The sequence below is a fragment of the Mycolicibacterium aichiense genome (assembly GCF_010726245.1).
Taxonomy (GTDB): Bacteria; Actinomycetota; Actinomycetes; order Mycobacteriales; family Mycobacteriaceae; genus Mycobacterium; species Mycobacterium aichiense.
In genome coordinates this window covers 123,769-147,013 of sequence record NZ_AP022561.1, presented here as the reverse complement: position 1 = coordinate 147,013, position 23,245 = coordinate 123,769, and the positions used below count along the sequence as shown (strand labels likewise).

Sequence of the window (23,245 nt, the reverse complement as noted above, 5' to 3'; positions counted from 1 at the left end):
ATAGGTTCAGTTATGGAGCGGTGCCCCACTGGCTGATCGGCGGGGCGCTGAGCGCCTCGAACCAGGCGAAGTGATAGTTGGCGGACAGCTCATCACCCAGGGCGATCGCTTCGGTCGCAGCCAACAACAGGCAGTTGCTCAACAGGGCCGCATCGACGTCGGGATACTGGGCCATCAGCTGATAGCGCGCAGTGTCGGAATGCACTCGCAGGACGTCAACCTCGGCGTCGAGCACACCGGTACGGGCCGCACCGGCCTTGGCCAGCGTGTGCACCATCCGGGGCAACCCGTCCCGCCAGTGGGTGGCCTCCACCAGCTTCCAGCCCAGGTCGTCGACGCGGGGCAAGTCGCGGGCAGCGAGCGAGGTCGGCGTATCAGTGCGCCCGCCGGGGAATGGGTCACCGGGGTGATACACCGCGGACCGGACGACCTCACCGAGCAGTTCGCCGACCCGTCCGCCGCGCCTGGCCGGCGGCAACAGATCGACACCGGCGGGCACTGCGATGCCGGACGGGATCCAGCCGTGCGCGAGATCGGTGGCCAGCACAGTGGTGCCGTCCGCGCGCTCCCCGACCGCCCACCGCAACCCGGGCTCCTGGCGGGCGACGAACTCCAGCATGGACTCCAGCTGCCGATCGACGGGCTCCGGTGTGGGCGGCGGTTCGGGTTCCGGTAACGGTTCGGGTTCGGGTAATGGTTCAGGTTCGGGATTGATTTCGACGGGTTCAACCACCGGCGTCGGGATCGGGTCTACCTCGCGCACCTGCTCCGGTGTAATCTTCGGCATCGCCGGATCGGTATCGAAATCATCTTCCGCAGAACGTAATTGGCGAATCGTCGACTCGACGCGCTGCACCGCATAGGCTCTGGCCGTCTCGATGATCCGGACTTCCTCGGCCCGTCGCGCGAAGTCGGGGACGTCGGAGTGGTGCAGCGCGCGCAACCGTTCGTTGGCAGAGTCCGCAATGCGCTGCAGGTCGTTCTTGAGGTGCGCGGCGACGGCGGCGGTCGCCGGCTTGACTGTCTCCAGCTCCGCGGGCCACAGCCCACCGATCACCCACGGCGTGGCGTCCGGCGGCGTGTCAAAGGTCGGCGCGGAGAGCGCCTGCCGCGTCGCCCGCTTCAGGCGCTGGCGCGCCGTGTTCCGACCGAAGATCGCCACTTTGAGGAGCCTACCGTCGATCCCTGCGGTGTCAGTTCGGCCGTGAACCGTTTACCAGGCCGTTCAGGTCAGCGGCTGATTCCGTCGGACCCCTTTGTAGATGCCGCGGCGCACGATCCACGGCATCAACACCCGGTCGATCGACCAGGCCGGGAACCGGTAGGCGGTGCCGTTGGGAGCGAAAACTTCGAGCCCGTCCGCCTGAATCCCCACGATCGAACCCCACCGGCGCCGCGGTGCGCGGTACTTCTTCAACGGACGGTCGGCCAGCGTCGCGCGAATGTTGTGCGCCAGCAGCGAGTCGGCCCGCGCCCGCGCCGAGGCGCGCAGCGGGTCGGTGGCGGCCACGTCCCCGATCGCGAAGACGTGGTGGTGACCGCACAGCTGCAACTCCGGGGTGACCTTGACGAAGCCCTGCTCGTCGAGCAGCTCCGGCGGCAGCCAGCCGGTGTTGGGCTTGACCCGTCCGATCGCCCACAGCACCGCGTCGGCCTTCGACTCCGGCTGCCCGGTGCTCCACTGCACCGCGCCGTCGGTGATCTCGTCACCGTCGAACCCGTCGGGCAGCACCGCGCGGTGCCCGGGATGCACGCCAACGCCCAAGCCGATCAGCTTGTCGCGCAACCGTTCCCAGGCCCGGTGGTGATGCTCGGTGAGGGCACGTTCACCCGGGAAGTACAGGTCTACCTTCTTGCCCGGCCATGCGGTTGCGATGTTGGCGGCCGCGCTGACCGCTGCGGCGCCGCCGCCGATGATCATCACCGAGCCGGCGGCGGCCAGCCGCTCGTGCGTGGCGGTCAGATCCGCGGCGATCTGCTCGGGGGTCTGCAGCGTCGGCTGGCGCCAGAAGCCGTTGCGCACCCCGGTCGAAATCACCAGCACGTCATAGGTTTCGGTGACCGGCGAGCCGTCCGGGGCGGTGCCCAGCACAGTGCGGTTCTCCAGATCCAGACCGGTGAGCGTGGCCTGCACGGTGCGCACCCGGTCCAGACCGCGATACTTCTCGAACGGGATCCAGTTGTCGCGAGCCCAGTCCTTTGGCCTGGCCAGCCGCAGCCCGAGCTCCTGGCCGCTGACCAGGGCCGGCTTGACCGAAATGCCGACGACGTCGGCGTGACGGGCCAGCTTGATCGCGGTGAGCAGCCCACTGTCGCCCAAGCCGGCGATCACGACGCGGGGCTTGCGGCTCATACATCTCCTCCTACGCTGGCCTTTCGGGGCGGGCGGGGTATCAGCATCGGCACTCGGTCGATGACGTCCTGGTACTGCGGACGGCGCGCCAGGCTGCGCTTCTCCATCATCGGGATGCTGGCGCCGAGGAACATCGCGACCATGGCGATCACCCCGACGAACAGCCACCAGACGTCGGCAGGCGCGGCAGCGACGCCGAAAAGCGCCACGGAGAACCAGAAACCGATCTCACCGAGATAGTTTGGGTGCCGCGACCAGGCCCACAGCCCGCGGTCCATCACTGCGCCCGGCTTCTTGTCGCGGACGGAGCGATGCATCTGGGTGTCGGCCACCAGTTCGAGAGTCACCGCACCGATGCCCACCGCGAATGCGACCCAGGCCAGCCAGACCACACCGTCGCCGGGTCGGGTCACCGCGACGTAGACCGGCAGCATGCCCAGAAATACCTGAACGGTCGGAACCAGGTGGATGCCGAACAGGTCGGCCAGGAATTCCCAGCGGCCCGCGCCGGCGCGCAACTGCGGGTATCGCCAGTCCTCGTGGTGCAGGCCGGGGAAGCTGTACACCCAGTTGCCGGTCAGGCGGATCGCCCAGTACATGACGACGATGAAGACCAGCCAGCACCGCACCGAATCCAGGCCGAGCGGCCCGGCGGCCCACCAGTAGATCAGCAGCAGCGGCGGGATCACGCTCCAGAACGCGTCGTAGAAGCTGGAGTTCCGATACGCCCGGCTGAAGACGAACACCACCAGGGTGGCGATGACGTCGGCGATGAACGCGTCTAGCCACAACCGCCCGGTCGCCGACGGGCCATACAACAGCCAGCCCGCGCCGGCCGCGACCGCGACGACGTAGGCCGCAGTGACCAACCACAGCGATTTTGCTTTGCTTCGGTCCACCATTTCCAGCCTCCTACCGCGGCCGAACTGTAACACGTTCTAGTTGCCTGGCGGCTTCGCGATCTCACTGCCGGAACGAAAACTTGACACCTGCCAACAACAGCCCGCACCGGGTTCCCTATCGTGTCGGAATGAGCACCGTCGCTGATGCCGAGCGGGTCGAAGACCTGGCCCGGCGGGTCGTGGCAGACCACGACCCGAAGAAAGTCCCGATTCCGGAATTCCTCGGCGCCTGTTACGACGCCGGGCTGTCCTGGGTGCACTTCCCTGAAGGTCTCGGCGGGCTCGGCCTGTCGCGCGGCCTGCAGGCTGTCGCCGACCGGGTCCTGCAGGGCGCCGGCGGCCCGGTACCGCTGGGCCTCAACCCGATGGGCTACGGAATGGCCGCGCCGACCGTGCGCGAACATGCCCAGTCCGACGACCTCAAAAAGGCCCTGTTGCGGCCGCTGGCCACCACCGAAGACATCTGGTGCCAGCTGTTCTCCGAGCCGGGCGCCGGCTCGGACCTGGCCGGCCTGGCCACCACCGCTGTTCCCGACGGCGACGAGTGGGTGATCAACGGCCAGAAGGTGTGGACCAGCCTGGCGCACCGCGCCCGGTGGGGTCTGTTGCTGGCCCGGACCAATCCCGACATCGCCAAGCACAAGGGCCTGACCTACTTCGTGCTCGACATGCACGCCCCTGGCGTGGAGACCCGTCCGCTGCGCCAGATGACCGGGCAGGCGGAGTTCAACGAGGTCTACATGACCGACGCCCGCATCCCCGACAGCCACCGCCTCGGCGCGGTCGGCAACGGCTGGAACGTCGCGATGACCACCCTGATGAACGAGCGCAGCGCCCTGGGTGCCAGCGGCAGCCGCCGCGGAAGCGGCACCATCAAGGAGGCCACCTCGCTGTGGGCCTCCCGTCCCGACCTGCAAACTCCGGTGCTCCGAGACCGTTTGGCGCAGTTGTGGTTACGGTCCGAAGCTCAGCGACTGACCGCCGAGCGCTCCCGCGCCTCGGCAACCGCGGGCGGCCCGGGCCCGGAGGCGTCGGTGGGCAAGCTGGTGGGCGCCTTGCTCAACCAGCACATCTACGAATGGTGCATGGATCTGCTTGGGCCCGAAGGCATTCTGTACGACCGCTACGCGCTGGCCGATGACGCCGGTGACGCGGGCGACTGGCGCGGGCCGATCCAGCAGCGCTTTTTGCGCAGCCGCGCCAACACCATCGAGGGCGGCACCACCGAGGTGATGAAGAACATTCTCGGCGAGCGAGTGTTGGGTCTACCTGGCGATCTGCGTGCCGACGCCGGCATGCCGTGGAAGGAGATTCCCCGTGGATGAGAAGCTCGCGGATCAGACCGTACGAGGCGCTGAGTTCGTATTCACCGAGGAGCAGCAGCAGCTGCGCGCCGCGGTGCGCAAGTTCTGCGCCGACAACTTCGACGAGTCGACCGTGCGCCGGTTGATGGAGTCCGAAGTGCCCTTCGACGCCAAGGTCTGGAACCGTCTTGGCGCCGAGCTGGGCGTGCTCGGGCTCTCGGTTCCCGAGGACGACGGCGGTGTCGGCGGCTCGCTGGTCGATCAGGCCGTCGCGGTCGAGGAATTCGGTGCAACGCTGGCCTGCGGGCCCCTGTTCGGCACGGTCTACCTCGCCGTCCCCGCCCTGGTCGCCAGCTCGCCTGGTCCGGCGCGTGACGAGCTGCTGGCACAGTTGGTGGAGGGCACCGCCACCGCGGCCTTCGCGGTCGCCGACAAGGCAGGCGCGTTCGATCCCGCCGCGGTGACCGTGACAGCCGCCGGTGACACTGTCTCCGGCACCGTCAAACGCGTTGTCGACGGTGCCGCCGCCGATGTAATCCTGCTCGCGGCAACGGGTTCCGACGGGGTCGGGCTGTATGCGGTGGACGCACAAGACGCTGTGCGCACCCCGTTGTCGACCCTGGATTTGACCCGGCCGCAGGCCAACATCAGCTTCTCCGACTCCCCCGCCCGGCTGCTGGCCGGTCCGGAGGATGCCGAGCGGGTGATCACGCACGCCCTGCAGGTGGGTTCGGCGCTGCTGGCTGTCGAGCAGGTCGGCGCCGCACAGCACTTGCTGGATCTGTCGGTCGAGTACGCCAAGTCCCGCCTACAGTTCGGCCGCCAGATCGGCTCGTTCCAGGCGATCAAGCACAAGCTGGCCGACATGCTCGTCGACGTCGAGCATGCCCGCTCGGCCGCCTACCACGCGGTGTGGGCATTGAGCGACGGCTCCGACGATCCGGCGCTGGCGACCAGCATCGCTGCGGCCGCGGCGTCGGCCGCGCTCAGCCGTGTCGCCGCCGACACCATCCAGGTGCACGGCGGGATCGGGTTCACCTGGGAACACCAGGCGCACTTGTACTTCAAGCGCGCAGCCACCGCTGCCGCGCTGCTCGGCACTGCCGAACAGCACCGGGCCAGGATCGCCGACATCGTGCTGGACGAGGCCAGTGCCGAGGACGCCACCCGGGTGGCCGACGGGCTGCCGGTCTGAGGCGTAGCCACGAAAAAAAGTTCGGGTGCGAGAAGTGCTGAGGACTTCTCGCACCCGAACTATTTTCCGTGGTGCGCCCGGCTCGTCAGCCGCGATGGCGATTCCACTGGTGGTGGTGATGGATCGAGGTCCCCGGCTGGGGCTGATTGGTCTGGTGCGGGAACGCCGGGTGCGGCGCCGGGTGGCTCATGTTGGGCCCGCCTGAGTCCGCGACGCTTTCGGGCGCAGCGCCCAGGGCGACCAGCGCAGAGCTGGTGGCCAGCAGCGCTCCTGCGGCGATTCGCTTGAACCAGAGCGTGGTCGAGGTGGTGGTTGTCGTGACGGTCATGGTGTCGTGCTCGTTCTGTTCGTGCCTCACCCGGTTTGCCGGGTAAGACAAGAATCGCGCAAGACAACCCCGGTGTCTGTCGGCTGACCAGTCCACAGCAGGGGTGAAACCGGTGTCCGCCGATCAGGGGACGAACACGTCAGTACGCTGACGCGGTGCAATTGGTCACCTCCGCCCCCGCGGCGACGGGTCCCGGGGAGATCGGTCCCTGGGCGGCCCGTGCGGAACGGCTCGGGTTCGACGTCGTACACATCTCGGAGACCATCCACGACCCATTCACCGTCGCCGCGCTGGCTCTGCAGCACACCGAGCGGGTGACAGTGCGGACCAGCATGGCGCTCGCCTTTCCGCGCAGCCCGATGATCACCGCCTACGCGGCCTGGGATCTGTCGAAGTTCTCCGGTGGCCGATTTCAGCTGGGCATCGCCTCGCAGGTGCGCGGCAACATCGTCGGCCGGTTCTCGGCGCAGTGGTCCGAGCCGGTCGCCCGACTCGCCGACTACATCCGCTCGCTCCGAGCCATCTTCACCTCGTTCCAAACCGGCGCCAAGCTGGATTACGTTGGGCCGCACTACCGATTCGAACGTCTGCAGCCCTACTTCAACCCGGGACCGCTCGAACACGCCGCGCCGCAGATCTGGACCGGCGCGGTGAACGCCAAAATGTGTGCGATGGCAGGGGAATTGGCGGACGGATTCGTGTGCCACCCGACGAACTCGCACCCCGCGGTACTGCGTTCGCGCACCCTACCTGCGCTTGCCGAGGGAGCGTCGCGGGCCGATCGAACGCTGGCAGACCTTGCCGTCGTCGCGAACCCACACGTCATGGCCGCAGCCACCCGCGACGGCGTCGACGCGCTGCGCGACCAACGGCGTTCGGAACTCGCCTTCCTGTACAGCACGCCGGCCTACCGCAGGCAGCTGGAGGACTTCGGCCTGGCCGATGTCGGCGCGGCCCTCTCCGCAATGGCGCAACGCAACGAATGGGAGGCTCTGCCAAGCGTTCTCACCGATGAGGTGATGAAGCGGCTGGTACCGCAGGGCACCTACGAGGAGATTCCCGACGTCCTCGCCCAGTGGTATTCGGGCCTGTGCGGCGGTATCAACCTGCCGGTGCCTGCCGATGAAGCCGACGACGACCTGTTCGCCGGTCTGCTCCAGGCGTGCAGACAAATCCCCGGCTAAGTGCGGAACCGTTCCAGGTAAGCGCGCTCGTCCCAGGTCGACAGGAACGTCGTGGCCGCGTCGTAGCCCTCGGTGTAGAGGGCGTCGATCTGCGGCTGCTTGATCTCGAAATCGAGCACACCGACCCCGGTCGCATCCACCCGAATGGTCCTGGCACTGACCCAGGGCAGGTTGAGGTAGGCCTGGTCGCGGCCGACGAGGATCGTGGTGATCACATCCTCGAGCAAGCTCGGACCACCGAACAATCGCAGCGGAGCCAACGCCGGGATCACCTTGTGGTTGTTCTCGGGCAGGTCGGGCAGCAACGTCACCCCGAGCGTGGGCCACCGGGGCTTCTTTCCGTCGCAGCGGTCCAGCGAGTCGATCGGGTAGTTCGACAGCAGCCCGCCGTCGACGAGGGTCGATTCCCGGCCCGTCGCGCTGGTGAGAGTGACCGGCCGGAAGACGAACGGAATCGACATCGACGCGCGCACCGCGTCGGCGACCGGTTGGTCGTCGGGGTCCAGGCCGTAGAGCCGCTGGTAGTCCCACGGCAGTCGGACCAACTGGCCCGTGGTCACGTCGGCCGCGGTCACCACCAGTCGATAGCGCTGTTCCGGGGGCAGCTCGTCGTCGTCGAGCCGCAGATCACCGAAGGTGCTGACGCCGAGGTCGCGAAGTTGGTGGGCGATGAAATCGTGGGCGTAGTCACCCCGGTAGATGCCGGTGCCCTGCAGGATCGCCCATCCTGCACCGAGCAGCGGCACGCGCTCGACCGGGCCGGGGTCCAGGAACTTGCGGTAGTCGATGCTCAGGGCGAGATCCCGGACGTCGTCGGGGGTCAGCTGGTCGTTGGTGGCGGCCGCGGCGACGATCGACCCGACGATCGACCCGGCAGAGGAGCCTGCGACGCGGTGGGCCCGGTAACCGGCCTCCATCAGCCGGACGACCGCACCGGCCAGGCCGATACCTTTCACGCCGCCGCCGGCCAGGACCAGGTCGACGGGTTTCGTCACAGAGCGGGCCATCGCCCCATGCTAGGAGCGGCCCGTTACCCGGCGTGGTTCCACTGGTGACGGTGGTGCTCGGCGGAGCCGGGCACCGGCTGGTTGTGCTGGCCGGGGAACGTCTGGTGGTGGCCGGGCTGGTTCATGTGCGGGCCGCCATTGACCGAACCGCTCTCTGCGAGGGCGTCGGTGGCAGAGCCGAAGGCGAACAGCGCCGAGCCCGCGGCCAGGGCGCTGCCGGCGGCGAATCGCTTCATCCAGGTCATGGTGGTCATCGCATATTTCCTCGTCGTCATCGTCGGTGTTGGTTTCGGCCGTTGCGTTTCGCCAGTGCCTAAACGATCTCGCATCACAGGTGCCGATGTCTGTCGGGCAGCCGGCGGACTCCCGGGGGGAATAAGTTGTCCCCCGATCAGCGGACGCCGCTCAATTTCTGCCAACCGGCGATCATCTGCTGCCAGTGGAATTACCGGGCCCTAACACGGCGTTAACACAGTCAGCGCACCGGAAACCCCCACTGACGGGCGCAGAGGAAGAGGGAAAGACATGAAGAAGTACGCAATCACCACAGCGATCGCAGGCGCGATGACCGCAGCCGTTCTCGGCCTTGCCGGACCCGCCCAAGCCGACCTCGGTCACAACGACTGGGTCAACAACATGGGCCCGACCGCGACCGCGCCCCATGTAGACACAACTGTGCATGGAAGCCGTTGATCGGCAACGAACTCCATGGGAGGGGCACCCGGATCGGGTGCCCCTCTTTCGTTGTCATGCCAGGATCGCATCGATCGCGCGGTAGATCCGTTGCTCACTGACCGGCCGGGGAGTGCCCAACTGCTGGGCCCACAGGCTGACTCGCAATTCCTCGATCTGCCACCCGATGTCGCGAACGTCGGAGGCAGCCGCGCGCGCGGGCGAGAGCGCCTGGAGCAGTTCGGCATAGGCATCTTCGACGGCGTGCACCCGTTGCATGCGCTCGCGGTCGGCCTGCGGCGCCTGGGCCAGCCGGTCGAGGCGGCGAACGATCGCCGTCAGATAGCGGGTCAGATCGGCTAGGCGCGCGGCCCCGGTACTGCTGACGAAGGGCGTGGTGACCAATCCGGCGAGCTGCGCGCGGATGTCGGCGACGGCATCAGCTTGTGCGGCGGGCGGATTGTCCGGAAGGGCCAGATGCACCTCCTGCAGCGCGGCCAGCACTTTCTGCACCCTGGTCACGACTTCCTTCGTGGTCGACGGCAGTGCCTCGGCCACTTGGTTGCGCAGCGCAGCGAAATCCGCTCTGGTCCATACCGGTTTGGCGGCCAAGACGTCGGCGGCGGCGTCGGCACAGTCATCCAGGAGTGCGGTCAGAGACCCATCGGGGTTGGCACCCAACACCAGTCGGGTACGCGGGTCCAGTCCTTTCTCCACCGCCTTCACCGGAGACGGCACCGCCAACCGCAGCAGCCGCCTGGTGCCCGCCCGCATCGCGGCGTCACGTTCGGCCTCGGTCGCGAAAACCTTTACATCGACGCCTTTACCGGCGTCGACCAGCGCTGGATAACCACGAACAAGGTGGCCTCCCACTGTGCGTTCCACAGTGCGCGGCAACTCCTCGAGGTCATCCGGCCACGCTCGCAGACCGTGTCGTTCCAGGTCACTGGCCACCGCATCGGCCACCGCCTTGCGAGCCGAACCTGCGAGCTTACGCTGGAGCGCGTCGAGGTCCTTGCCGCGAGCCACCTCGGTGCCGTCCGGCCCCTCGACGGCGAAGGTCACCCGGAGATGGGCCGGGAGCTTCTCCAGGTCGAACGCGGTGATCGGCACGAGAATTCCGGTGCGCCGGTGCAATTCACGCTGCAGCGCCTCCAGCAGAGGTTCGCCACCCACCTGGCCGATTCCCGGGTCGCTCCGATCCTGCCCGCCGATGATATCGGCCAACACCGCCCGCGCAGTGTCGGGAGCGGGAACAAAGTTGCGCCGCAGTTCTTTCGGGAGCGACTTGATCAGCGCGGTCACCAGCTCCTCGCGCAGTGCCGGTACCTGCCAACCGAATTCGTCACCGCCGAGTCGGGCCAGCACTTCGACCGGGATGTGCACAGTCACCCCGTCGTCGGCGGCGCCGGGCTCGAACCGGTAGGTCAGGGGTAGGGACAAGTCACCGGCCTGCCAGTTGTCCGGACGTTCGGCGTCCTCGTCGTCGACCCGCAACAGGTCGTCGCGCGTGAACGTCAGTAGATCGGGGGTGCGGTGCCGTTGCTTCTTCCACCAGCCGTCGAAATGGCGTGCCGAGACGACCTGCGGCGGGATCCTGCTGTCGAACCAGGCGTAGATGTCGTCATCACCGACGAGCATGTCGCGGCGGCGGGCGCGCTCCTCCAGCTCGGCCAGTTCGGTCCGCAGCCGCGCATTGTCGGCGACGAAATGGTGGCGGCTCTGCCACTCCCCCTGGACCAGCGCATGCTGGATGAACAGCTCGCGGGACACGACCGGATCGACGGTGGCGTATCCCACCCGTCGGCGCGCAACAAGCGGAAGCCCGTAGAGCGTGACTCGTTCGAAGGCCATCACCGCACCGCGTTTGGCGTCCCAGTGCGGTTCGCTGTAGCTGCGCTGCACCAGGTGTCCGGCCACCCGCTCGACCATCTCGGGTTCGACGCGGGCCGCGATACGCCCGTACAACCGGCTGGTCTCCACCAGGTCGGCCACCACGAGCCAGCGCGGCGGGCGCTTGGTCAACACCGATCCCGGGGCCAGTACGAACCGGGTGTTGCGCGCACCGGTGTATTCCCGCGAATCCCCTTCCCGCAGACCGATATGCGAGAGCAATCCGGCGACAAGGGCAGCGTGGACACGCGCCGGGTCGGCCGGCTCGGGATCGTCGGATTCCCGGATGCCGATGTCGCGGGCGATGGTGCGCAATTGCCCGGTCAGGTCCTGCCACTCCCGGATCCGTAGGTAGTGCAGGAACTCCTCGCGGCACATCCGCCTGAAAGCACTGCCGGACCGGGCCTTCCGCTCGTCGCGCAGATACTTCCAAAGATTCAGGAAGGACACGAAGTCCGAGTGTTCGTCAGCGAATCGGGCGTGTTTCTGCCTGGCCGCCTCTTCGCGCTCGGCCGGCCGCTCGCGCGGGTCGGGAATCGACAACGCCGCGGCCAGCACCAGGACCTCGCGCACGCATCCTTCGGTGTCGGCCTGCACGATCATCCGCGCCAGCCGCGGATCGACCGGCAACTGCGCAAGCCGGCGACCCACATCGGTGATGGCGCCGCTGGAATCGAACGCGCCGAGCTCCTGGAGCAGCTGCACGCCGTCGCGGATGCTGCGTTGCTCGGGCGGATCCAGGAACGGAAAGCTCTCGATGTCACCGAGTTGCAGCGCCGCCATCTGCAAGATCACCGCAGCGAGGTTGGTACGCAGGATCTCCGGGTCGGTGTAACGCGGCCGGCCCTCGAAGTCCTCTTCGGAGTACAGCCGGATGCACACTCCTGGCGCAGTGCGACCGGACCGTCCCGCCCGTTGCGCGGCAGAGGCCTGGGAGATCGGTTCGATCGGCAACCGCTGCACCTTGGTTCGCCTGCTGTAGCGGGAGATCCGCGCGGTGCCGGGGTCGACGACATACCGGACACCCGGCACGGTCAGCGACGTCTCGGCGACGTTGGTGGCCAGCACGATCCGCCTGCGGGTCCGGGCCGGCTGAAACACCCGCTGCTGCTCGGCGGTGGGCAGCCGCGCGTACAGGGGCAGCACCTCGGTGTTCGAATCGACAATGCGGCTCAACGCATCACTGGTGTCCCGGATTTCCCGCTCCCCGGACAGGAACACCAACACGTCGCCGGGCGGCTCCGCCTCCAGCTCGCGAACGGCGTCGACGATCGCCTCGGTCTGATCGCGAATCTCGGTGCGCACGATCTCGTGGTCGGGATCATCGGGATCATCCGAATCATCAACCGGGACCGGCACTTCCAGGGGTCGATAGCGGATCTCCACCGGATAGGTGCGGCCGGACACCTCGACGATCGGAGCTCCATTGAAGTGTGCCGAAAATCGTTCCGGCTCGATCGTCGCCGAGGTCACGATCACCTTGAGATCAGGCCTGCGCGGCAAGAGTTCGCGAAGGTAGCCCAGCAGGAAGTCGATGTTGAGGCTGCGCTCGTGCGCTTCATCGAGGATGAGCGTGTCGTAGCGCAGCAGACGCCGGTCGCGCTGGATCTCGGCGAGCAGGATTCCGTCGGTCATCAGTTTGACCAGAGTGCGGTCGCTGGCCTGGTCGGTGAAACGGACGGTGTAGCCGATCGTCTCCCCCAGCGGGGTGCCGACCTCGTCGGCGATGCGCTGAGCCACCGTGCGCGCGGCCAGCCGGCGCGGCTGGGTGTGGCCGATGGTTCCACGGATCCCGCGGCCGAGCTCCAGGCAGATCTTGGGCAGCTGGGTGGTCTTGCCCGACCCTGTCTCACCCGCGACCACGACCACCTGGTGGTCGGTGATGGCTCGGGCGATCTCGTCGCGACGGTCGCTGACCGGAAGATCCGGGTAGGTGATCACCGGAACCGCCGCCTGACGGGTGGCGACCAACGCCTCGGCGGCCCCGATCTGGTCGGAGATCTTTCTCAGGGTCTCCGCCGACACCTCGCCGCGCAGCGATTTCAGCCGCCGACCCAAGCGGGCCGCATCACGAAATGTCACGCCGTCGAGGCGTGCGCGCAGCTGACGCACCTGCTCAACGGAGACCTCGGACACTGGCGCCACAATAGCGCCGAGCACCGCCGGGGGCGTCCTGGTGTGCGTAGGCTCGGCAGCGATGACCATTTGGATCGTCTTGGGTCTGCTGTTGGTGGGCCTGGGAATCGTGGCCAGCCAGTTGTTCCGGCTGAAGGACTGGCTGAACAAGCCTGCCCCGCCGAGCGAGCCACCCGGCGAGCACCCGGATCACCCTTCGCCGTGAGCGATCTGCCCGCCGGGGTGCGGGCGATGGCCGATCGCGGCCCGCAGTGGGCGACATGGGTCGACGCACTGCCCCGGCTCACCCGCGACGTCGTCGCGCAGTGGCGGCTTCGGCCCGACGGCCTGCCCATCCACGGACACTGCTCACTGGTGCTGCCGGTCCGCACCGCCGATGGCACGGCCGCGATCCTGAAGCTCGGCTTCCCCGACGACGAATCCGAACACGAGCACCTGGCGCTGCGCCGGTGGGGCGGCGAGGGCGCCGTCCGGTTGCTCAGCGCCGACCCGCACCGCCGGGCGATTCTCGCCGAACGGCTCGGCGACGACCTGACGGGAGTCGATGACGTCGAGGCCTGCCGGATCGTCGCCGGCCTGTATCGCCACGTACACGTCCCGGCGTTGCCCCAACTGCGGCCCCTGACGTTCTACCTCGACCGGTGGACCGCCGACCTGGCCGAGCTGCCGCGGGGCGCACCGATCCCGCACCGGCTGGTGGAACAGGCGCTGAGCCAGTGCGCGGACTTGACGGTCGACGCCGAGACAACGGCACGGGTCCTGCACTGCGATCTGCATTACGCGAACGTGCTCGCCGGGCCGCGTCAGCCGTGGCTGGTCATCGACCCCAAACCGGTCAACGGCGATCCGCACTACGAGATCGCCCCGATGTTGTGGAACCGCTTCGACGAGTTGGCCGGCGATGTCCGAGGCGGAGTCCGCCGGCGGTTCTACACACTGGTCGACGCGGCGGGGTTCGACGAGGATCGGGCGCGGGCCTGGGTGGTGGTGCGCGCGGTGCTCACCGCCATGTGGGCGGTGCAGGACTCCGCAGCGCAGCAGCCGGGATGGCTGACGACCTGCATCGCCGTCGCCAAAGCCGTGCAGGACTGAAACACCAAGCACGAGAAGCTACCTCGGCGGGTCTCCGCGCCACATGAAGCTGTTGACGTACTTGCCCATGTCCTTGGCGATATCGAGGTTCGCCGGTGACGGGGGCCCCGGCCCGTCGTCGGGCCCGAACTGATGGAACGGCCCCACCGCGCCGGCGACCAGAGCGAGATCGTTCTTGACCGCGACGATGACGATGACGCGCTGGTGCAGGGAGTCGGTCGCAGTGCCCTTCGGCCAGTCGTCGGCGACCTCGCCGTAGCCCGGCTCGTACCCGAGGATCGCGTTGGGCAGCTCATAGGACGTCACCGCGTCCGGAAAGAGCTGATTGAGCAGATCGTCGGCCACCTGGCGAGCGTTGCGGCCCTTCGCCGGCTCGCTGAACAACCGCAACGTGCCCCCCTCACCGACGGTCAGCTCGGCGCGCACCCCGTTGGGTTCGATGGTCACGTCGTAGGCGGTTCCGGGCGATGGATAGGACACCGAGAACGACCCGTCGGGGGCGAAGAAGCGCGGATTGATGGCCACCGGCAGGCCCGTCGGCGGCCGGCCGCAGTCGGGTGGGCAGTGGTAGGTGATCGCGGTGGGCGTTATTCGGGTGGCCAGGATGCTCAGCGCCATCATCGCGGCGACCAGGACGATCACCCACAGCCCGATGGTCACGAAATAGCCGGGGCCACGCTGCCTGCGGGCTCGGTAGTTGCCTGCGGGTACCGCGTAGCCCGCGAACGAGTCGGCGGCGTCGGCGTCTGTTGTCAGATCGGTCATCGGCGCAACGACTTCAGCACGAGAAGGGCCTTGATCAGGTTGTCGACGTTGGGCGTTCCCAGCCCGGTGATCATGTCGTAGCCGGCCACGACGGGCGTCACCGCGTTGGCTCCGAGATAGATGTCGCGGAAGGCGGGTACCTCGGCGCCGCCGGCGATGTCGTAGAGCAGCGGGTTGAAGTCACCGAGCTGCTCCAAGCCGCGCGCGGTCAGGAATTGGTTCATCACCGCGGCGATTCCGGCCCAGATCGGCGCCGCCTGCGAGGTGCCCCCTCCGACCAGGATCTGGCCGTTGAACACGAATTTCACCCCGGTGAACGGGTCGGCCACCGCGGCGATGTCGGGTACCAGCCGCTTGTCGTGCGGGCCGGCGCGGGTTCCGGTGTCCTGCCACGACGGGCGCGCGAACAACACCGACGCGCCGCCGCCGCTGCCCTGGGTCAACGGGACGTCGTACCACCCTTGTTCGGCCAGCCACTGACCCTGGGAATCGGTGGACAGCGTCGTTCCTCCGACACCGGTCACCTCCGGCAGCGAGGCCATCACGTCGACTCCGTAGTCGTCCGGGCTCGGCGGATCCGACCAGGTCTTGCCGCCTTTGCACTCCAGGCCGGCCAGATCTCCACTGGCGACGAAGGCCGTCGTCCCGTTGCGCTGGGCGCGGGCCAGCGCCGAGCGCACCGGCGCCAGGTCGGCGCGGGAGAGGAGTCGATCACAGCCCCAGCCGATCGAGAAGCTCCACACCGCTCCCGGGTAGGTGCGGTCGACATCTTCCATCAGCTTGCCGAGCTTGACGTAGGTCGCGTCGCCTTCGGCGGTGGACCGGGCGTTGACCAGAACGATCCGCGCCGAAGGCGCGATCGCGTGCACGAACTGGACGTCCATGCTCGCCTCGCCGCGTCGCTCGGGCGGCATCCCGCCCATCACCTCGAGGTTGAACTTGGGCAGCGAGAACCAGTCGGAGAACTTGTCCAGGTCGCGTTGGTCGACGCCGTCGAAGGTGAAGACGACGACAGTCTGACCCTTTCCGGTGTAACCCGCGGAGGTCAGCGGGTTGACGTTGTAGGCGGTGAGCAACTCGGTGGGCGCGAGCCCCGCATTGGGGACGTCCAGCGGCGGGGTCGGCGGAACGCCTTCGTGTGAGGGCGTGTAGCCGAGGATGCGGCCCAACTCGCTCACTTCACCGCTCAGCTGCTGCGGGACGGCCGGTTGCTGAGGCGAGGCGTAGAACACCACCCCGTTGCTGCGGCGGTAGTCGTGCACGGCCACGTCGAAGGCACCCGCAATCGCTCGCGGGGTGCCCTCCACGACGGCCCACGCATCACCGTCGCGCCAGCCCACCGACAATCCGTGAGAGTCGGCCCAGGCGGTCAGCGCCGCAGGCCGGGAGGCCTCCCGCAGTTCGACGGTCAGCTGGACCCGCTGTGCGCGCGCAGGGCCGAGATCGGCGGCCTGGGCCAGCAGTCGCGCGAAGGGCCCGGCGATCAGGTTGTAGGGCAGCGACGGCGTCGGACGGTCGCCGGCGAAGACCACCATGACCACCGCCAGCGTCGCCAGAAACGGTGTCAGCGGTCGCCTCCGCCGACGCCGTTCCCACACGCGTCTCAGCATCACCAGAACCATCCCATACCGACGCGGGGATCACAGAGCAGGACGCGGGGGTGCGGCGCTGCTGGAGCCGCATGTGCGATAACGATCTCGTCGGCCACCGCGATGAATTGGGTATCCGAACTTCACTTGAGGTTTGTCGTCGAGGAGGTGGACGGTGAAGAAACTCGGTTCAGTGGTGATCTGCGCGATCACCGCCATCGGTATCGGCATCATCGGCGCGCCCGCAGCGAGCGCGGGATGCCAGGGACTCTGGACACCGTGGGGCGGCGGCGAACGCTGCGACGGCCCGATCGATGCGAACGGCTTCTTTCAGCGCTGCGAGACCGGGGGCGCGTTCGGGTTCAACACCCCGCAGCAGTGCTACCAGGTCGACGCGAACAATCTGGGCAACACTCAGCCCTGGATCGGGCCGTGATCCTCACAGCGGAATGGCGAGCTGGCTCCTGATGAGCGGGGCGATCTTCTCGGCCATGTAGGCGTGGCCCGCGTCGGTGGGGTGCACGCCGTCGGGGCCGATCAGTTCGGGGTGGCCGACGAACCAGCCCTCGGCGAGCGGATCGATGAAGACCGCGCCGACGGCTTTGGCCTGGGCGCGCAGGATGTCGCGCTGGGCCAGCACCTCGCCCGGCGGGTCTGCCGTCGGCCACGGCGGGCCGATCACCAGGACCTTGGCTTTGGGCGCCGCCCGGCGGGCGATCTGCAGGGTCTCCCCGACCAGCACCGGGTACTTCTGCATATCGGCGGGCTGGTCGTTGCGGGATCCGAAGAACACCACCAGGGAGTCGTCGCGGTCGACGGCCCGCACGGTGAGGTCCTCGAACAGGCTGCCGTGGTTGCCCCGGATCCCGTAGCCGGCGCCGCCCTCGGCGGCCACGTCGGCGTCGATTCTGGCGCCCTGTCCGGCCAGCAGCAGCCAGGCGCGGGACGTCCACGACTGCGGCCCCTGACCGCCCTCGTCGGTACCGGTCGTGTACGAGTCGCCAATCACCGCTATCCGGCTGAAACCCGAACCGCGATTGGCCAATTCATAGGTGACGGCCGGGCGGGTGTAGCCGACGATGGCGGCGAGCACCGCGACGGCCGACAGGCCGGTCGTGATGACGCGCACAAGCCCTTCCTTGCGGATCAATGACACCCCACTGAATCTCATGCCCGACGCAGGCAGCCTACTGCCTCCGAAGGTGTTGTCGCACACCGACGCTGGCTTCGTTACTACCCGGCCCGCGCCGAGGACTGCGGAGGACGGGTATCGCGGGCATGGTCGATCGAGGCCAGCCGGCCGCCCTCGGCCCCCGGCGGGCCGGTGTGCTTGTCGTGTTTGACGTCGCGGAAGTCGACCATCCTGCGCATCCAGCGCCGGGCCGGTTCCTCGACGCCGTGGTAGAGCGCCATCGCGCCGGCCACCGCCGCGAGGATCAATCCGACGACGACGATCTTCTGCACCGATTTCGGCAGGTCGATCTGGTACTCCTGGACCGCCCAGTTCCACGAGGTGTGCACGATTTCGTGCACCATGTACAGGCTGAACGAGATCTGCCCCCCGTACACCAGCAGCCGCGTGGACAGCAGCGCCGGCAGGGTTCCGACGCCGATCGCCAGCGTGACGACCAGCGGCATGAACAGCACGTCGACCAGGCCGCCGGGGTCGATCATCCCGGCCACCGGGTTGGCGTCGTAGTAGTAGAGGATGCCGACCATCGCGGCGGTCAGCAGTACCGCAGCAATACCTGAGATGTGCTGCCCACGCCGGCCGATCTGCAAGCGTCGGACCGCCGCGCAGGCCAGCGCGCCGGCCAGGAACTGGGCCACGATGCGCGGCAGCCAGCTCCACGGCGTGTAGAAGTGGCCGCTGGCCAGCAGCAGCAGCGTGGGCGGCAGCGCCGCGACGAAGGCCAGGAAGAGCAGCGTGCGCGCCCGGGTCACCCGCGCCATCCGGAAGATCACCAGGATGATCCCGCCGAAGAGCAGGTAGGCCAGCCATTCCGCGCTGATCGACCAGGCCGGGCCGTCCCAGCTGGTGCCGTCGAAGAACGGTTCGAACCAGAGTTGGACCATGAACAGCTGGCGCACGTAACTGATTGCGGTGAGCTTTTCGACATCCGCCGACGGTGTGGCGCCGAAGTGCAGCGTGAAGATGATCCACGCGGCGGCGATGTGCATGGTCACCAGGTACACCGGCCACACCCGGGACAGCCGCAGCCACAGGAAGTGCAGGGTGGCCCGCCCGGAGAAATGCGATCCCATCCGGTCGAGGTAATTCCACGTCAGCACGAATCCGCTGAGGATGAAGAACAGGTCGACGCCTTGGGCACCGGCGTTGAGAAGCGGCGCGAGGTCGTCCTTGAGTCGCGGTGACGCTTCCCAGATCAGCGGCCGGAAGTGGAACAGCACCACCCATAGGGCGGCGACGATGCGAAGACCGGTCAGCGCCTTTATTTCTCCGGTCCGCACAACACCCATTCCGAACCCATTCCGACTCTTGCTTTACGTTTCGACGCCACCTCGTCAGACGGGCCGGACCCCGCCGCCCCCGCGATTTCACCTGGGAGCCTATCAGCGCGGCAGTCGCCGGCCCGGCCTTGCAACGCTGTGGGGTTGCTGGACACCGTCCTGTCCGGCCGTTTGCTGGGGTGTGATGGCGGCAACACCGCGCGGGTCGACACCCGGTTGACGACGGCGTGCTCGACGCAGTTCGGGAGCCATTGCCGGCCACCCTCGAATCAGGTTGCCGCCCAGCCACCGTCGACGCTGAGGACTGTTCCGTGGATGTTGGCGGCGTCGTCACTGGCCAGGAACACCACCGCGGCCGCGACCTCCTCCGGGGTGCTGACCCGCCGCGACGGCAGGCGGCTCAGCGTCGGCGCGATGTGGTCGGCGAATTCGGCCTGCCGTTCGGTGCCGATCGGGCCGGGGGCCACGGCGTTGACCCGCACACCGTGCGGGCCGTACTCGTCGGCCCAGGACTGGGTGAACGAATGGATCGCGGCTTTGTTGGCGCTGTAGACCGCCGACCCGCTGGATCCGCGCAGCCCGGTGATCGAGCCGATGTTCACGATCGCGCCGCCACCCTGGGCAACCATGCTCGGTGCCAGCACACCGGTCAGCAGGAATGGCGTGAACACGTTGACGCCGAACACATCTCGCAGCTCCTGCTCGGTGACGTCGGCGGTCGGGGTGGGCATCAGTAAGGTGGCCGCGTTGTTCACCAGGATGTCGATGCCGCCGGCCGCCTCGGTGGCCGCGTCGGCCAGCCGGCGGGCGGCGGCACCCCCGGCTCCCAGATCGGCGGCGACGAAAGCGGCGTCCCCGCCTGCCGACCGGATCTCGGTGACGACGGCGTCGCCGCGGGTTGTGTCCCGTCCGCTCACCACGACGAAGGCGCCATCATTCGCCAGGGCCTTCGCGATGGCGACCCCGAGACCGCTTGTGGAACCTGTGACAAGTGCTCTGCGCCCGGCCAACCGGGTATCTTTTGGACTCATGAGTCCATATGCTTCGCCTCTAAAAATGGACCTGCAAGTCCAAAAACTGACGGCGAAGGGTCGCGCCACCCGGCAGCGGATCATCGAGGGGGCCGCCGCCGAGATCCGCGCCCGCGGCGTCGCGCTGACCACACTCGAGGACGTCATGGCGCGTACTCGCACCTCCAAAAGTCAGCTCTTCCACTATTTCCCCGGGGGTAAGGAGCAGCTGCTGCTGGCGGTCGCGGCGCTCGAGTCCCAGATGGTGCTCGACGACCAGCAGCCTCATCTCGGCGCGCTCACATCCTGGGCGGCGTGGCAACGGTGGCGGGATTCCGTGGTCGACCGCTACCGCAAGCAGGGCCAGAACTGCCCGATCGCGGTGCTGATGTCGGAGATCGGGCGCACCACTCCGGGGGCCGAGGCTGTCACAGCCGAGCTCATCGTCGCGTGGAGCGGCGCGATAGCGGCCGGCATCCGGTCGATGCAGGGGCAGGGCAAGGTGGCCGGCTCGGTGAACGCCGAGCGAGCCGCGGCGGCGTTGCTGGCCGGCATCCAGGGCGGGGTCGGCATCATGCTCGCGACCGGCGACCTGAGTTATCTGGAAGCCGCCCTGGACCAGGGCATCGACGCGCTGCGCGCGGCGTGACCGCGCGGATCTAGCCGCCGTTCTGGGCCATCGCCCAGCACGTGACCGAATGCCACAGGTTGCAGGGGATCCCGTTCATCGTGGGGATCTGGTTGGGCTGAATGTTCGTCGTGACATTGTCCGGGCCGATCGCCTGCGGGACCTGGCCGCCGGACGGGCCGGACGTACACACCCCGGGGAATCGGCTCTGGACCGTCCCATTCGGGCAGTCGGCGGACGCCGGTGCGGCAAGCACCAGCGATCCCGACGTGAGCGCCACCGCACACGCGCCGATGAGAAGTCGTTTCACAGTCACCTGATTCCGCCTCGAGCAGGCCTCGGGTTCAACTACTTAACCACGATATCGACGGCGCAGCCAGATTCGTTAGCGTTTGCCAGGGACGCCGCTACGGGCTGAGCACACCCGCAGCCGGCAACGGCACCGACGGCACGCTCACGCCGTTGAGCTGGTTGAGTGCGCCCGACGCCTGGTTGGCGGTGCTGAGCATCTGCATCAGCGGCGCGAAGTTCCCATTGGCGAGCTCGGTCATCACCGCCGGACACTGAGACCGGATGGCCTGCTCGGCAACGAACCCGGTCACCTGGGAGGCAAGACCGCCGTGCCCGCTGGCTGTGGTGGCATTGGAGACCAGGCTGCTGCCCGGCTTGACCAGCATCGGGCAGATCTGTTGGCCGATCTGCTCGATCAGCTGGCTGATACCGGTGGAGTTGAGCAGATTGCTGACGCCGGCGGTATCCGCATGGGCGGGCGCCGGCCACGCTCCGGCGGCGAGAAATGCACCTGTCATCGCGATCAGCGATCGCAGTGCAAAGGAGGTGCCGCCGGTCGATTCACGATCGAAAATGTGCACGGTCATGTGGGTCCCCAACTCTGGCTCGATCGGCTCACAGCAAGAGCCACTGATGTCACTTCGGTAACAGTGGTCTACTCAGGTCACACTTTGAGCACGGAACCGTAAAGGTTCGAAGCCTATGCGTTTCCTTTACGCGATCTATGCGCTGCGGGTGCGACACTTCCCCGTTTCAGCGATACTGCTCGGCCGCCCGTCACAGCGCGTCGTTGATCTCGTTCTTCAGCACCTCGGCCTGGGTCCCGAACACGGCCTGAACGTTGTTGCCCACCTCGATCACGCCGGCGGCGCCAAGGCTTTTCAGCCGGTTCTGGTCGACTTTGCCGGGGTCCACGACCTCCATCCGCAGTCGGGTGATGCAGGCGTCCACGCTGCGCAGGTTCTCTCGCCCGCCGAATGCCGCGATCAGTTTTTCGGCCCTGCTGTCCGCGATCGCGGGCGCCGTCTTCACCGCGCCCCCGGCCTCGACGGCGGTGGCCGACTCGGCGCCCTCGCCCAGGTTCGCCCGCTCCTCGGCGTCGAACTCGGCGTCGGGTTCGCGGCCGGGGGTGCGCATGTTCCACCGGGTGATCGCGAACCGGAACAGCAGGTAGTACACCGCGAAGAAGACCAGGCCCATGACGATCAGCAGCGGAATGTTCTTGGCCGCCGGTGCGGTGCCATAGAGCAGCAGATCGATCAGTCCGGCCGAGAACGAGAAGCCCAGGTGGATGTCGAGAAGGTAGGCGACGGCAAGCGACAGACCGGTCAGCACCGCGTGCACGATGTAGAGCGGGAACGCCACGAACATGAAGGCGAACTCCAGCGGTTCGGTGACACCGGTGAGGAACGCGGTCAGCGCGGCGGCAGACAGGATGCCGAAGGCGACCTTGCGCTGTTTCTTGTTCGCCACATGGATCATCGCCAACGCCGCGCCGGGCAGGCCGAACATCAGGATCGGGTAGAAGCCTGAGGTCAGCAGCCCCGCGCTGGGGTCACCTGCGGCGAACCGGCTGAGTTCACCGGTGACCACATGCCCGTCGCCGCTCGGATAGCTGCCATAGATGAACCACACATACGAGTTCAGGATGTGGTGCAGCCCCAGCGGAATCAGCATGCGGTTGGCGAAGCCGTAGACGAACGCGCCGAGCGCACCGGCACCGCCGATGAAATGGCCCAGGCCGGTGAGCCCCGCGTCAAAGATCGGATAGAAGTAGCTCATCGCGAACGACACCACAAGGCTCACCAGCGATACGACGATCGGGACGAAGCGCCTGCCACCGAAGAAGCCGAGGTACGGCGGCAACGTGATGGTGTGGTACTTGTCGAACAGCCACGCGGTGAGCAGGCCGATCACGATCCCGCCAAACACGCTGTAGTTGATCTGCGCTTGTTCGCCGGCCTTGTCGAGTTGCCCCGCAAGGACGAACGGCGACATCGTCTTGAAGACGGCCTGCATCACCAGGTAGCCGACGACCGCCGACAACGCGGTCGACCCGTCTGCCTTGCGGGCGAAACCGATCGCGACGCCGACGGCGAACAACAACGCGAGATTGTTGAACAGCGCGCCCCCTGCCGCGCTCATCGCCTGGAAGAACGGACCGATCACCGGCGCCTTGATCCGGCCCAGCAGGTCGTCCTGGCCGAGCCGCAGCAGGATGCCCGCCGCCGGAAGCACGGCGATCGGCAGCATCAGGCTCTTACCGAGCCGTTGCAGCTGTGCGAAGCCTGGTATGCGCAGCCCCGACTTTTGCTGTGCGCCTGAGTCTTTGGTGGTTTCACTCATGACCGGCCGGCCTCCCGTTGTCGCAGCACAGCCGAAGCTTAGACAAATCGCCGGAGGTGAGGCGCTGTTTCCGCCGCG

Annotated in this window: 23 protein-coding genes; 8 read left to right on the top strand and 15 right to left on the bottom strand. The window is 67.6% G+C overall.

Translation table 11 applies throughout. The features are described from left to right. Window positions 1–10: 10 nt before the first annotated feature. The 3 genes from G6N32_RS00680 to G6N32_RS00670 form a co-directional block, all read right to left on the bottom strand. Complete coding sequence (locus G6N32_RS00680) at window positions 11–1,162, bottom strand: DUF5631 domain-containing protein (RefSeq protein WP_163789039.1); 1,152 nt, start codon at window positions 1,160–1,162, stop codon at window positions 11–13. Window positions 1,163–1,225: 63 nt separating this feature from the next. Continuing rightward, a complete protein-coding gene (locus G6N32_RS00675; RefSeq protein WP_115317803.1) occupies window positions 1,226–2,353 on the bottom strand; it encodes an FAD-dependent oxidoreductase in 1,128 nt (375 codons plus the stop codon). Then, window positions 2,350–3,255, bottom strand: a complete 906-nt coding sequence (locus G6N32_RS00670) for a DUF1295 domain-containing protein (RefSeq protein WP_115317804.1) — start codon at window positions 3,253–3,255, stop codon at window positions 2,350–2,352. Before G6N32_RS00670 ends, G6N32_RS00675 begins: the two co-directional genes overlap by 4 nt. A gap of 128 nt (window positions 3,256–3,383) precedes the next feature. Here G6N32_RS00670 and G6N32_RS00665 point away from each other — a divergent pair, with 128 nt between their 5' ends. Both G6N32_RS00665 and G6N32_RS00660 read left to right on the top strand, forming a co-directional pair. After that, window positions 3,384–4,580, top strand: a complete 1,197-nt coding sequence (locus G6N32_RS00665; RefSeq protein WP_115317805.1) for an acyl-CoA dehydrogenase family protein — start codon at window positions 3,384–3,386, stop codon at window positions 4,578–4,580. Continuing rightward, on the top strand, window positions 4,573–5,754 hold the full coding sequence (locus G6N32_RS00660) for an acyl-CoA dehydrogenase family protein (protein WP_163789037.1): 1,182 nt from the start codon (window positions 4,573–4,575) through the stop codon (window positions 5,752–5,754). The genes G6N32_RS00665 and G6N32_RS00660 overlap by 8 nt, the downstream gene beginning before the upstream one ends. Window positions 5,755–5,839: 85 nt before the next feature. Here G6N32_RS00660 and G6N32_RS00655 read toward each other — a convergent pair whose 3' ends face one another. After that, window positions 5,840–6,082 carry a hypothetical protein gene (locus G6N32_RS00655; protein ID WP_115318922.1) on the bottom strand — a complete coding sequence of 81 codons (243 nt, stop codon included), beginning with the start codon at window positions 6,080–6,082 and terminating at the stop codon, window positions 5,840–5,842. Between the two features lie 155 nt (window positions 6,083–6,237). On the opposite strand from G6N32_RS00655, the gene G6N32_RS00650 reads away from it, so the two are divergent. Beyond that, entirely contained in the window at window positions 6,238–7,266 is a 1,029-nt protein-coding gene (locus G6N32_RS00650) for a TIGR03617 family F420-dependent LLM class oxidoreductase (protein WP_115317807.1), read from the top strand. Here the strand turns inward: G6N32_RS00650 and G6N32_RS00645 are convergent. Next, on the bottom strand, window positions 7,263–8,273 hold the full coding sequence (locus G6N32_RS00645) for a patatin-like phospholipase family protein (RefSeq protein WP_115317808.1): 1,011 nt from the start codon (window positions 8,271–8,273) through the stop codon (window positions 7,263–7,265). The two genes, G6N32_RS00650 and G6N32_RS00645, sit on opposite strands and share 4 nt — an antisense overlap. 23 nt (window positions 8,274–8,296) lie before the next feature. Then, window positions 8,297–8,527 (bottom strand): hypothetical protein, encoded by a 231-nt coding sequence (locus G6N32_RS00640; protein ID WP_115317809.1) that lies wholly within the window; start codon window positions 8,525–8,527, stop codon window positions 8,297–8,299. A 271-nt stretch (window positions 8,528–8,798) separates the two neighbouring features. Here G6N32_RS00640 and G6N32_RS28405 point away from each other — a divergent pair, with 271 nt between their 5' ends. Further along, on the top strand, window positions 8,799–8,966 hold the full coding sequence (locus G6N32_RS28405) for a hypothetical protein (RefSeq protein WP_096312558.1): 168 nt from the start codon (window positions 8,799–8,801) through the stop codon (window positions 8,964–8,966). 54 nt (window positions 8,967–9,020) lie between these two features. On the opposite strand, the gene hrpA is transcribed toward G6N32_RS28405, so the two are convergent. Further along, window positions 9,021–12,983 carry an ATP-dependent RNA helicase HrpA gene (gene hrpA, locus G6N32_RS00635; protein WP_410432969.1) on the bottom strand — a complete coding sequence of 1,321 codons (3,963 nt, stop codon included), beginning with the start codon at window positions 12,981–12,983 and terminating at the stop codon, window positions 9,021–9,023. Window positions 12,984–13,035: 52 nt separating this feature from the next. Here hrpA and G6N32_RS28400 point away from each other — a divergent pair, with 52 nt between their 5' ends. Together G6N32_RS28400 and G6N32_RS00630 are read left to right on the top strand one after the other, a co-directional pair. Further along, window positions 13,036–13,179, top strand: coding sequence for a hypothetical protein (locus G6N32_RS28400; protein WP_170310572.1), 144 nt, complete (start codon window positions 13,036–13,038; stop codon window positions 13,177–13,179). After that, window positions 13,176–14,066 carry an aminoglycoside phosphotransferase family protein gene (locus tag G6N32_RS00630; RefSeq protein WP_115317811.1) on the top strand — a complete coding sequence of 297 codons (891 nt, stop codon included), beginning with the start codon at window positions 13,176–13,178 and terminating at the stop codon, window positions 14,064–14,066. The genes G6N32_RS28400 and G6N32_RS00630 overlap by 4 nt, the downstream gene beginning before the upstream one ends. A gap of 18 nt (window positions 14,067–14,084) precedes the next feature. Here the strand turns inward: G6N32_RS00630 and G6N32_RS00625 are convergent, their stop codons facing one another. Both G6N32_RS00625 and G6N32_RS00620 read right to left on the bottom strand, forming a co-directional pair. Next, entirely contained in the window at window positions 14,085–14,831 is a 747-nt protein-coding gene (locus tag G6N32_RS00625; RefSeq protein ID WP_115317812.1) for a hypothetical protein, read from the bottom strand. Then, window positions 14,828–16,441 (bottom strand): S53 family peptidase, encoded by a 1,614-nt coding sequence (locus G6N32_RS00620; protein WP_115318923.1) that lies wholly within the window; start codon window positions 16,439–16,441, stop codon window positions 14,828–14,830. Before G6N32_RS00620 ends, G6N32_RS00625 begins: the two co-directional genes overlap by 4 nt. Window positions 16,442–16,595: 154 nt before the next feature. Between G6N32_RS00620 and G6N32_RS00615 the strand changes: the two genes are divergently transcribed. After that, window positions 16,596–16,856, top strand: a complete 261-nt coding sequence (locus G6N32_RS00615) for a CDGP domain-containing protein (RefSeq protein ID WP_115317813.1) — start codon at window positions 16,596–16,598, stop codon at window positions 16,854–16,856. A 3-nt stretch (window positions 16,857–16,859) separates the two neighbouring features. On the opposite strand, the gene G6N32_RS00610 is transcribed toward G6N32_RS00615, so the two are convergent. The 3 genes from G6N32_RS00610 to G6N32_RS00600 form a co-directional block, all read right to left on the bottom strand. Continuing rightward, window positions 16,860–17,549 carry an Rv0518 family GDSL lipase gene (locus tag G6N32_RS00610; protein ID WP_232077423.1) on the bottom strand — a complete coding sequence of 230 codons (690 nt, stop codon included), beginning with the start codon at window positions 17,547–17,549 and terminating at the stop codon, window positions 16,860–16,862. Between the two features lie 104 nt (window positions 17,550–17,653). Next, on the bottom strand, window positions 17,654–18,901 hold the full coding sequence (locus tag G6N32_RS00605; protein WP_115317815.1) for an acyltransferase family protein: 1,248 nt from the start codon (window positions 18,899–18,901) through the stop codon (window positions 17,654–17,656). Window positions 18,902–19,161: 260 nt separating this feature from the next. After that, entirely contained in the window at window positions 19,162–19,923 is a 762-nt protein-coding gene (locus G6N32_RS00600) for an SDR family NAD(P)-dependent oxidoreductase (RefSeq protein ID WP_115317816.1), read from the bottom strand. A 25-nt stretch (window positions 19,924–19,948) separates the two neighbouring features. Between G6N32_RS00600 and G6N32_RS00595 the strand changes: the two genes are divergently transcribed. Then, entirely contained in the window at window positions 19,949–20,551 is a 603-nt protein-coding gene (locus G6N32_RS00595) for a TetR/AcrR family transcriptional regulator (RefSeq protein ID WP_115317817.1), read from the top strand. 10 nt (window positions 20,552–20,561) lie between these two features. Here the strand turns inward: G6N32_RS00595 and G6N32_RS00590 are convergent, their stop codons facing one another. The 3 genes from G6N32_RS00590 to G6N32_RS00580 all read right to left on the bottom strand — a co-directional run bounded on the left by G6N32_RS00590 (window position 20,562) and on the right by G6N32_RS00580 (window position 23,167). Beyond that, on the bottom strand, window positions 20,562–20,840 hold the full coding sequence (locus G6N32_RS00590; RefSeq protein ID WP_232077421.1) for a hypothetical protein: 279 nt from the start codon (window positions 20,838–20,840) through the stop codon (window positions 20,562–20,564). 97 nt (window positions 20,841–20,937) lie between these two features. After that, complete coding sequence (locus G6N32_RS00585) at window positions 20,938–21,408, bottom strand: DUF732 domain-containing protein (RefSeq protein WP_115317819.1); 471 nt, start codon at window positions 21,406–21,408, stop codon at window positions 20,938–20,940. A 190-nt stretch (window positions 21,409–21,598) separates the two neighbouring features. Next, window positions 21,599–23,167: a PTS transporter subunit EIIC gene (locus G6N32_RS00580; RefSeq protein ID WP_115317820.1), complete on the bottom strand. Its 1,569-nt coding sequence runs from the start codon at window positions 23,165–23,167 to the stop codon at window positions 21,599–21,601. Window positions 23,168–23,245 lie beyond the last annotated feature (78 nt).

Excerpts from the sequence above, each read along its gene's own strand:
- G6N32_RS00655 (WP_115318922.1), bottom strand. The coding sequence starts at position 6,082 with ATGACCGTCACGACAACCACCACCTCGACCACGCTCTGGTTCAAGCGA.
- G6N32_RS00645 (WP_115317808.1), bottom strand. The coding sequence starts at position 8,273 with ATGGCCCGCTCTGTGACGAAACCCGTCGACCTGGTCCTGGCCGGCGGC.
- G6N32_RS28405 (WP_096312558.1), top strand. The coding sequence starts at position 8,799 with ATGAAGAAGTACGCAATCACCACAGCGATCGCAGGCGCGATGACCGCA.
- G6N32_RS00600 (WP_115317816.1), bottom strand. The coding sequence starts at position 19,923 with ATGAGTCCAAAAGATACCCGGTTGGCCGGGCGCAGAGCACTTGTCACA.
- G6N32_RS00665 (WP_115317805.1), top strand. The coding sequence starts at position 3,384 with ATGAGCACCGTCGCTGATGCCGAGCGGGTCGAAGACCTGGCCCGGCGG.
- G6N32_RS00670 (WP_115317804.1), bottom strand. The coding sequence starts at position 3,255 with ATGGTGGACCGAAGCAAAGCAAAATCGCTGTGGTTGGTCACTGCGGCC.
- G6N32_RS00620 (WP_115318923.1), bottom strand. The coding sequence starts at position 16,441 with ATGCTGAGACGCGTGTGGGAACGGCGTCGGCGGAGGCGACCGCTGACA.
- G6N32_RS00585 (WP_115317819.1), bottom strand. The coding sequence starts at position 21,408 with ATGACCGTGCACATTTTCGATCGTGAATCGACCGGCGGCACCTCCTTT.
- G6N32_RS00605 (WP_115317815.1), bottom strand. The coding sequence starts at position 18,901 with ATGGGTGTTGTGCGGACCGGAGAAATAAAGGCGCTGACCGGTCTTCGC.
- G6N32_RS00595 (WP_115317817.1), top strand. The coding sequence starts at position 19,949 with ATGGACCTGCAAGTCCAAAAACTGACGGCGAAGGGTCGCGCCACCCGG.
- G6N32_RS00675 (WP_115317803.1), bottom strand. The coding sequence starts at position 2,353 with ATGAGCCGCAAGCCCCGCGTCGTGATCGCCGGCTTGGGCGACAGTGGG.
- G6N32_RS00640 (WP_115317809.1), bottom strand. The coding sequence starts at position 8,527 with ATGACCACCATGACCTGGATGAAGCGATTCGCCGCCGGCAGCGCCCTG.
- G6N32_RS00625 (WP_115317812.1), bottom strand. The coding sequence starts at position 14,831 with ATGACCGATCTGACAACAGACGCCGACGCCGCCGACTCGTTCGCGGGC.
- G6N32_RS00580 (WP_115317820.1), bottom strand. The coding sequence starts at position 23,167 with ATGAGTGAAACCACCAAAGACTCAGGCGCACAGCAAAAGTCGGGGCTG.
- G6N32_RS28400 (WP_170310572.1), top strand. The coding sequence starts at position 13,036 with ATGACCATTTGGATCGTCTTGGGTCTGCTGTTGGTGGGCCTGGGAATC.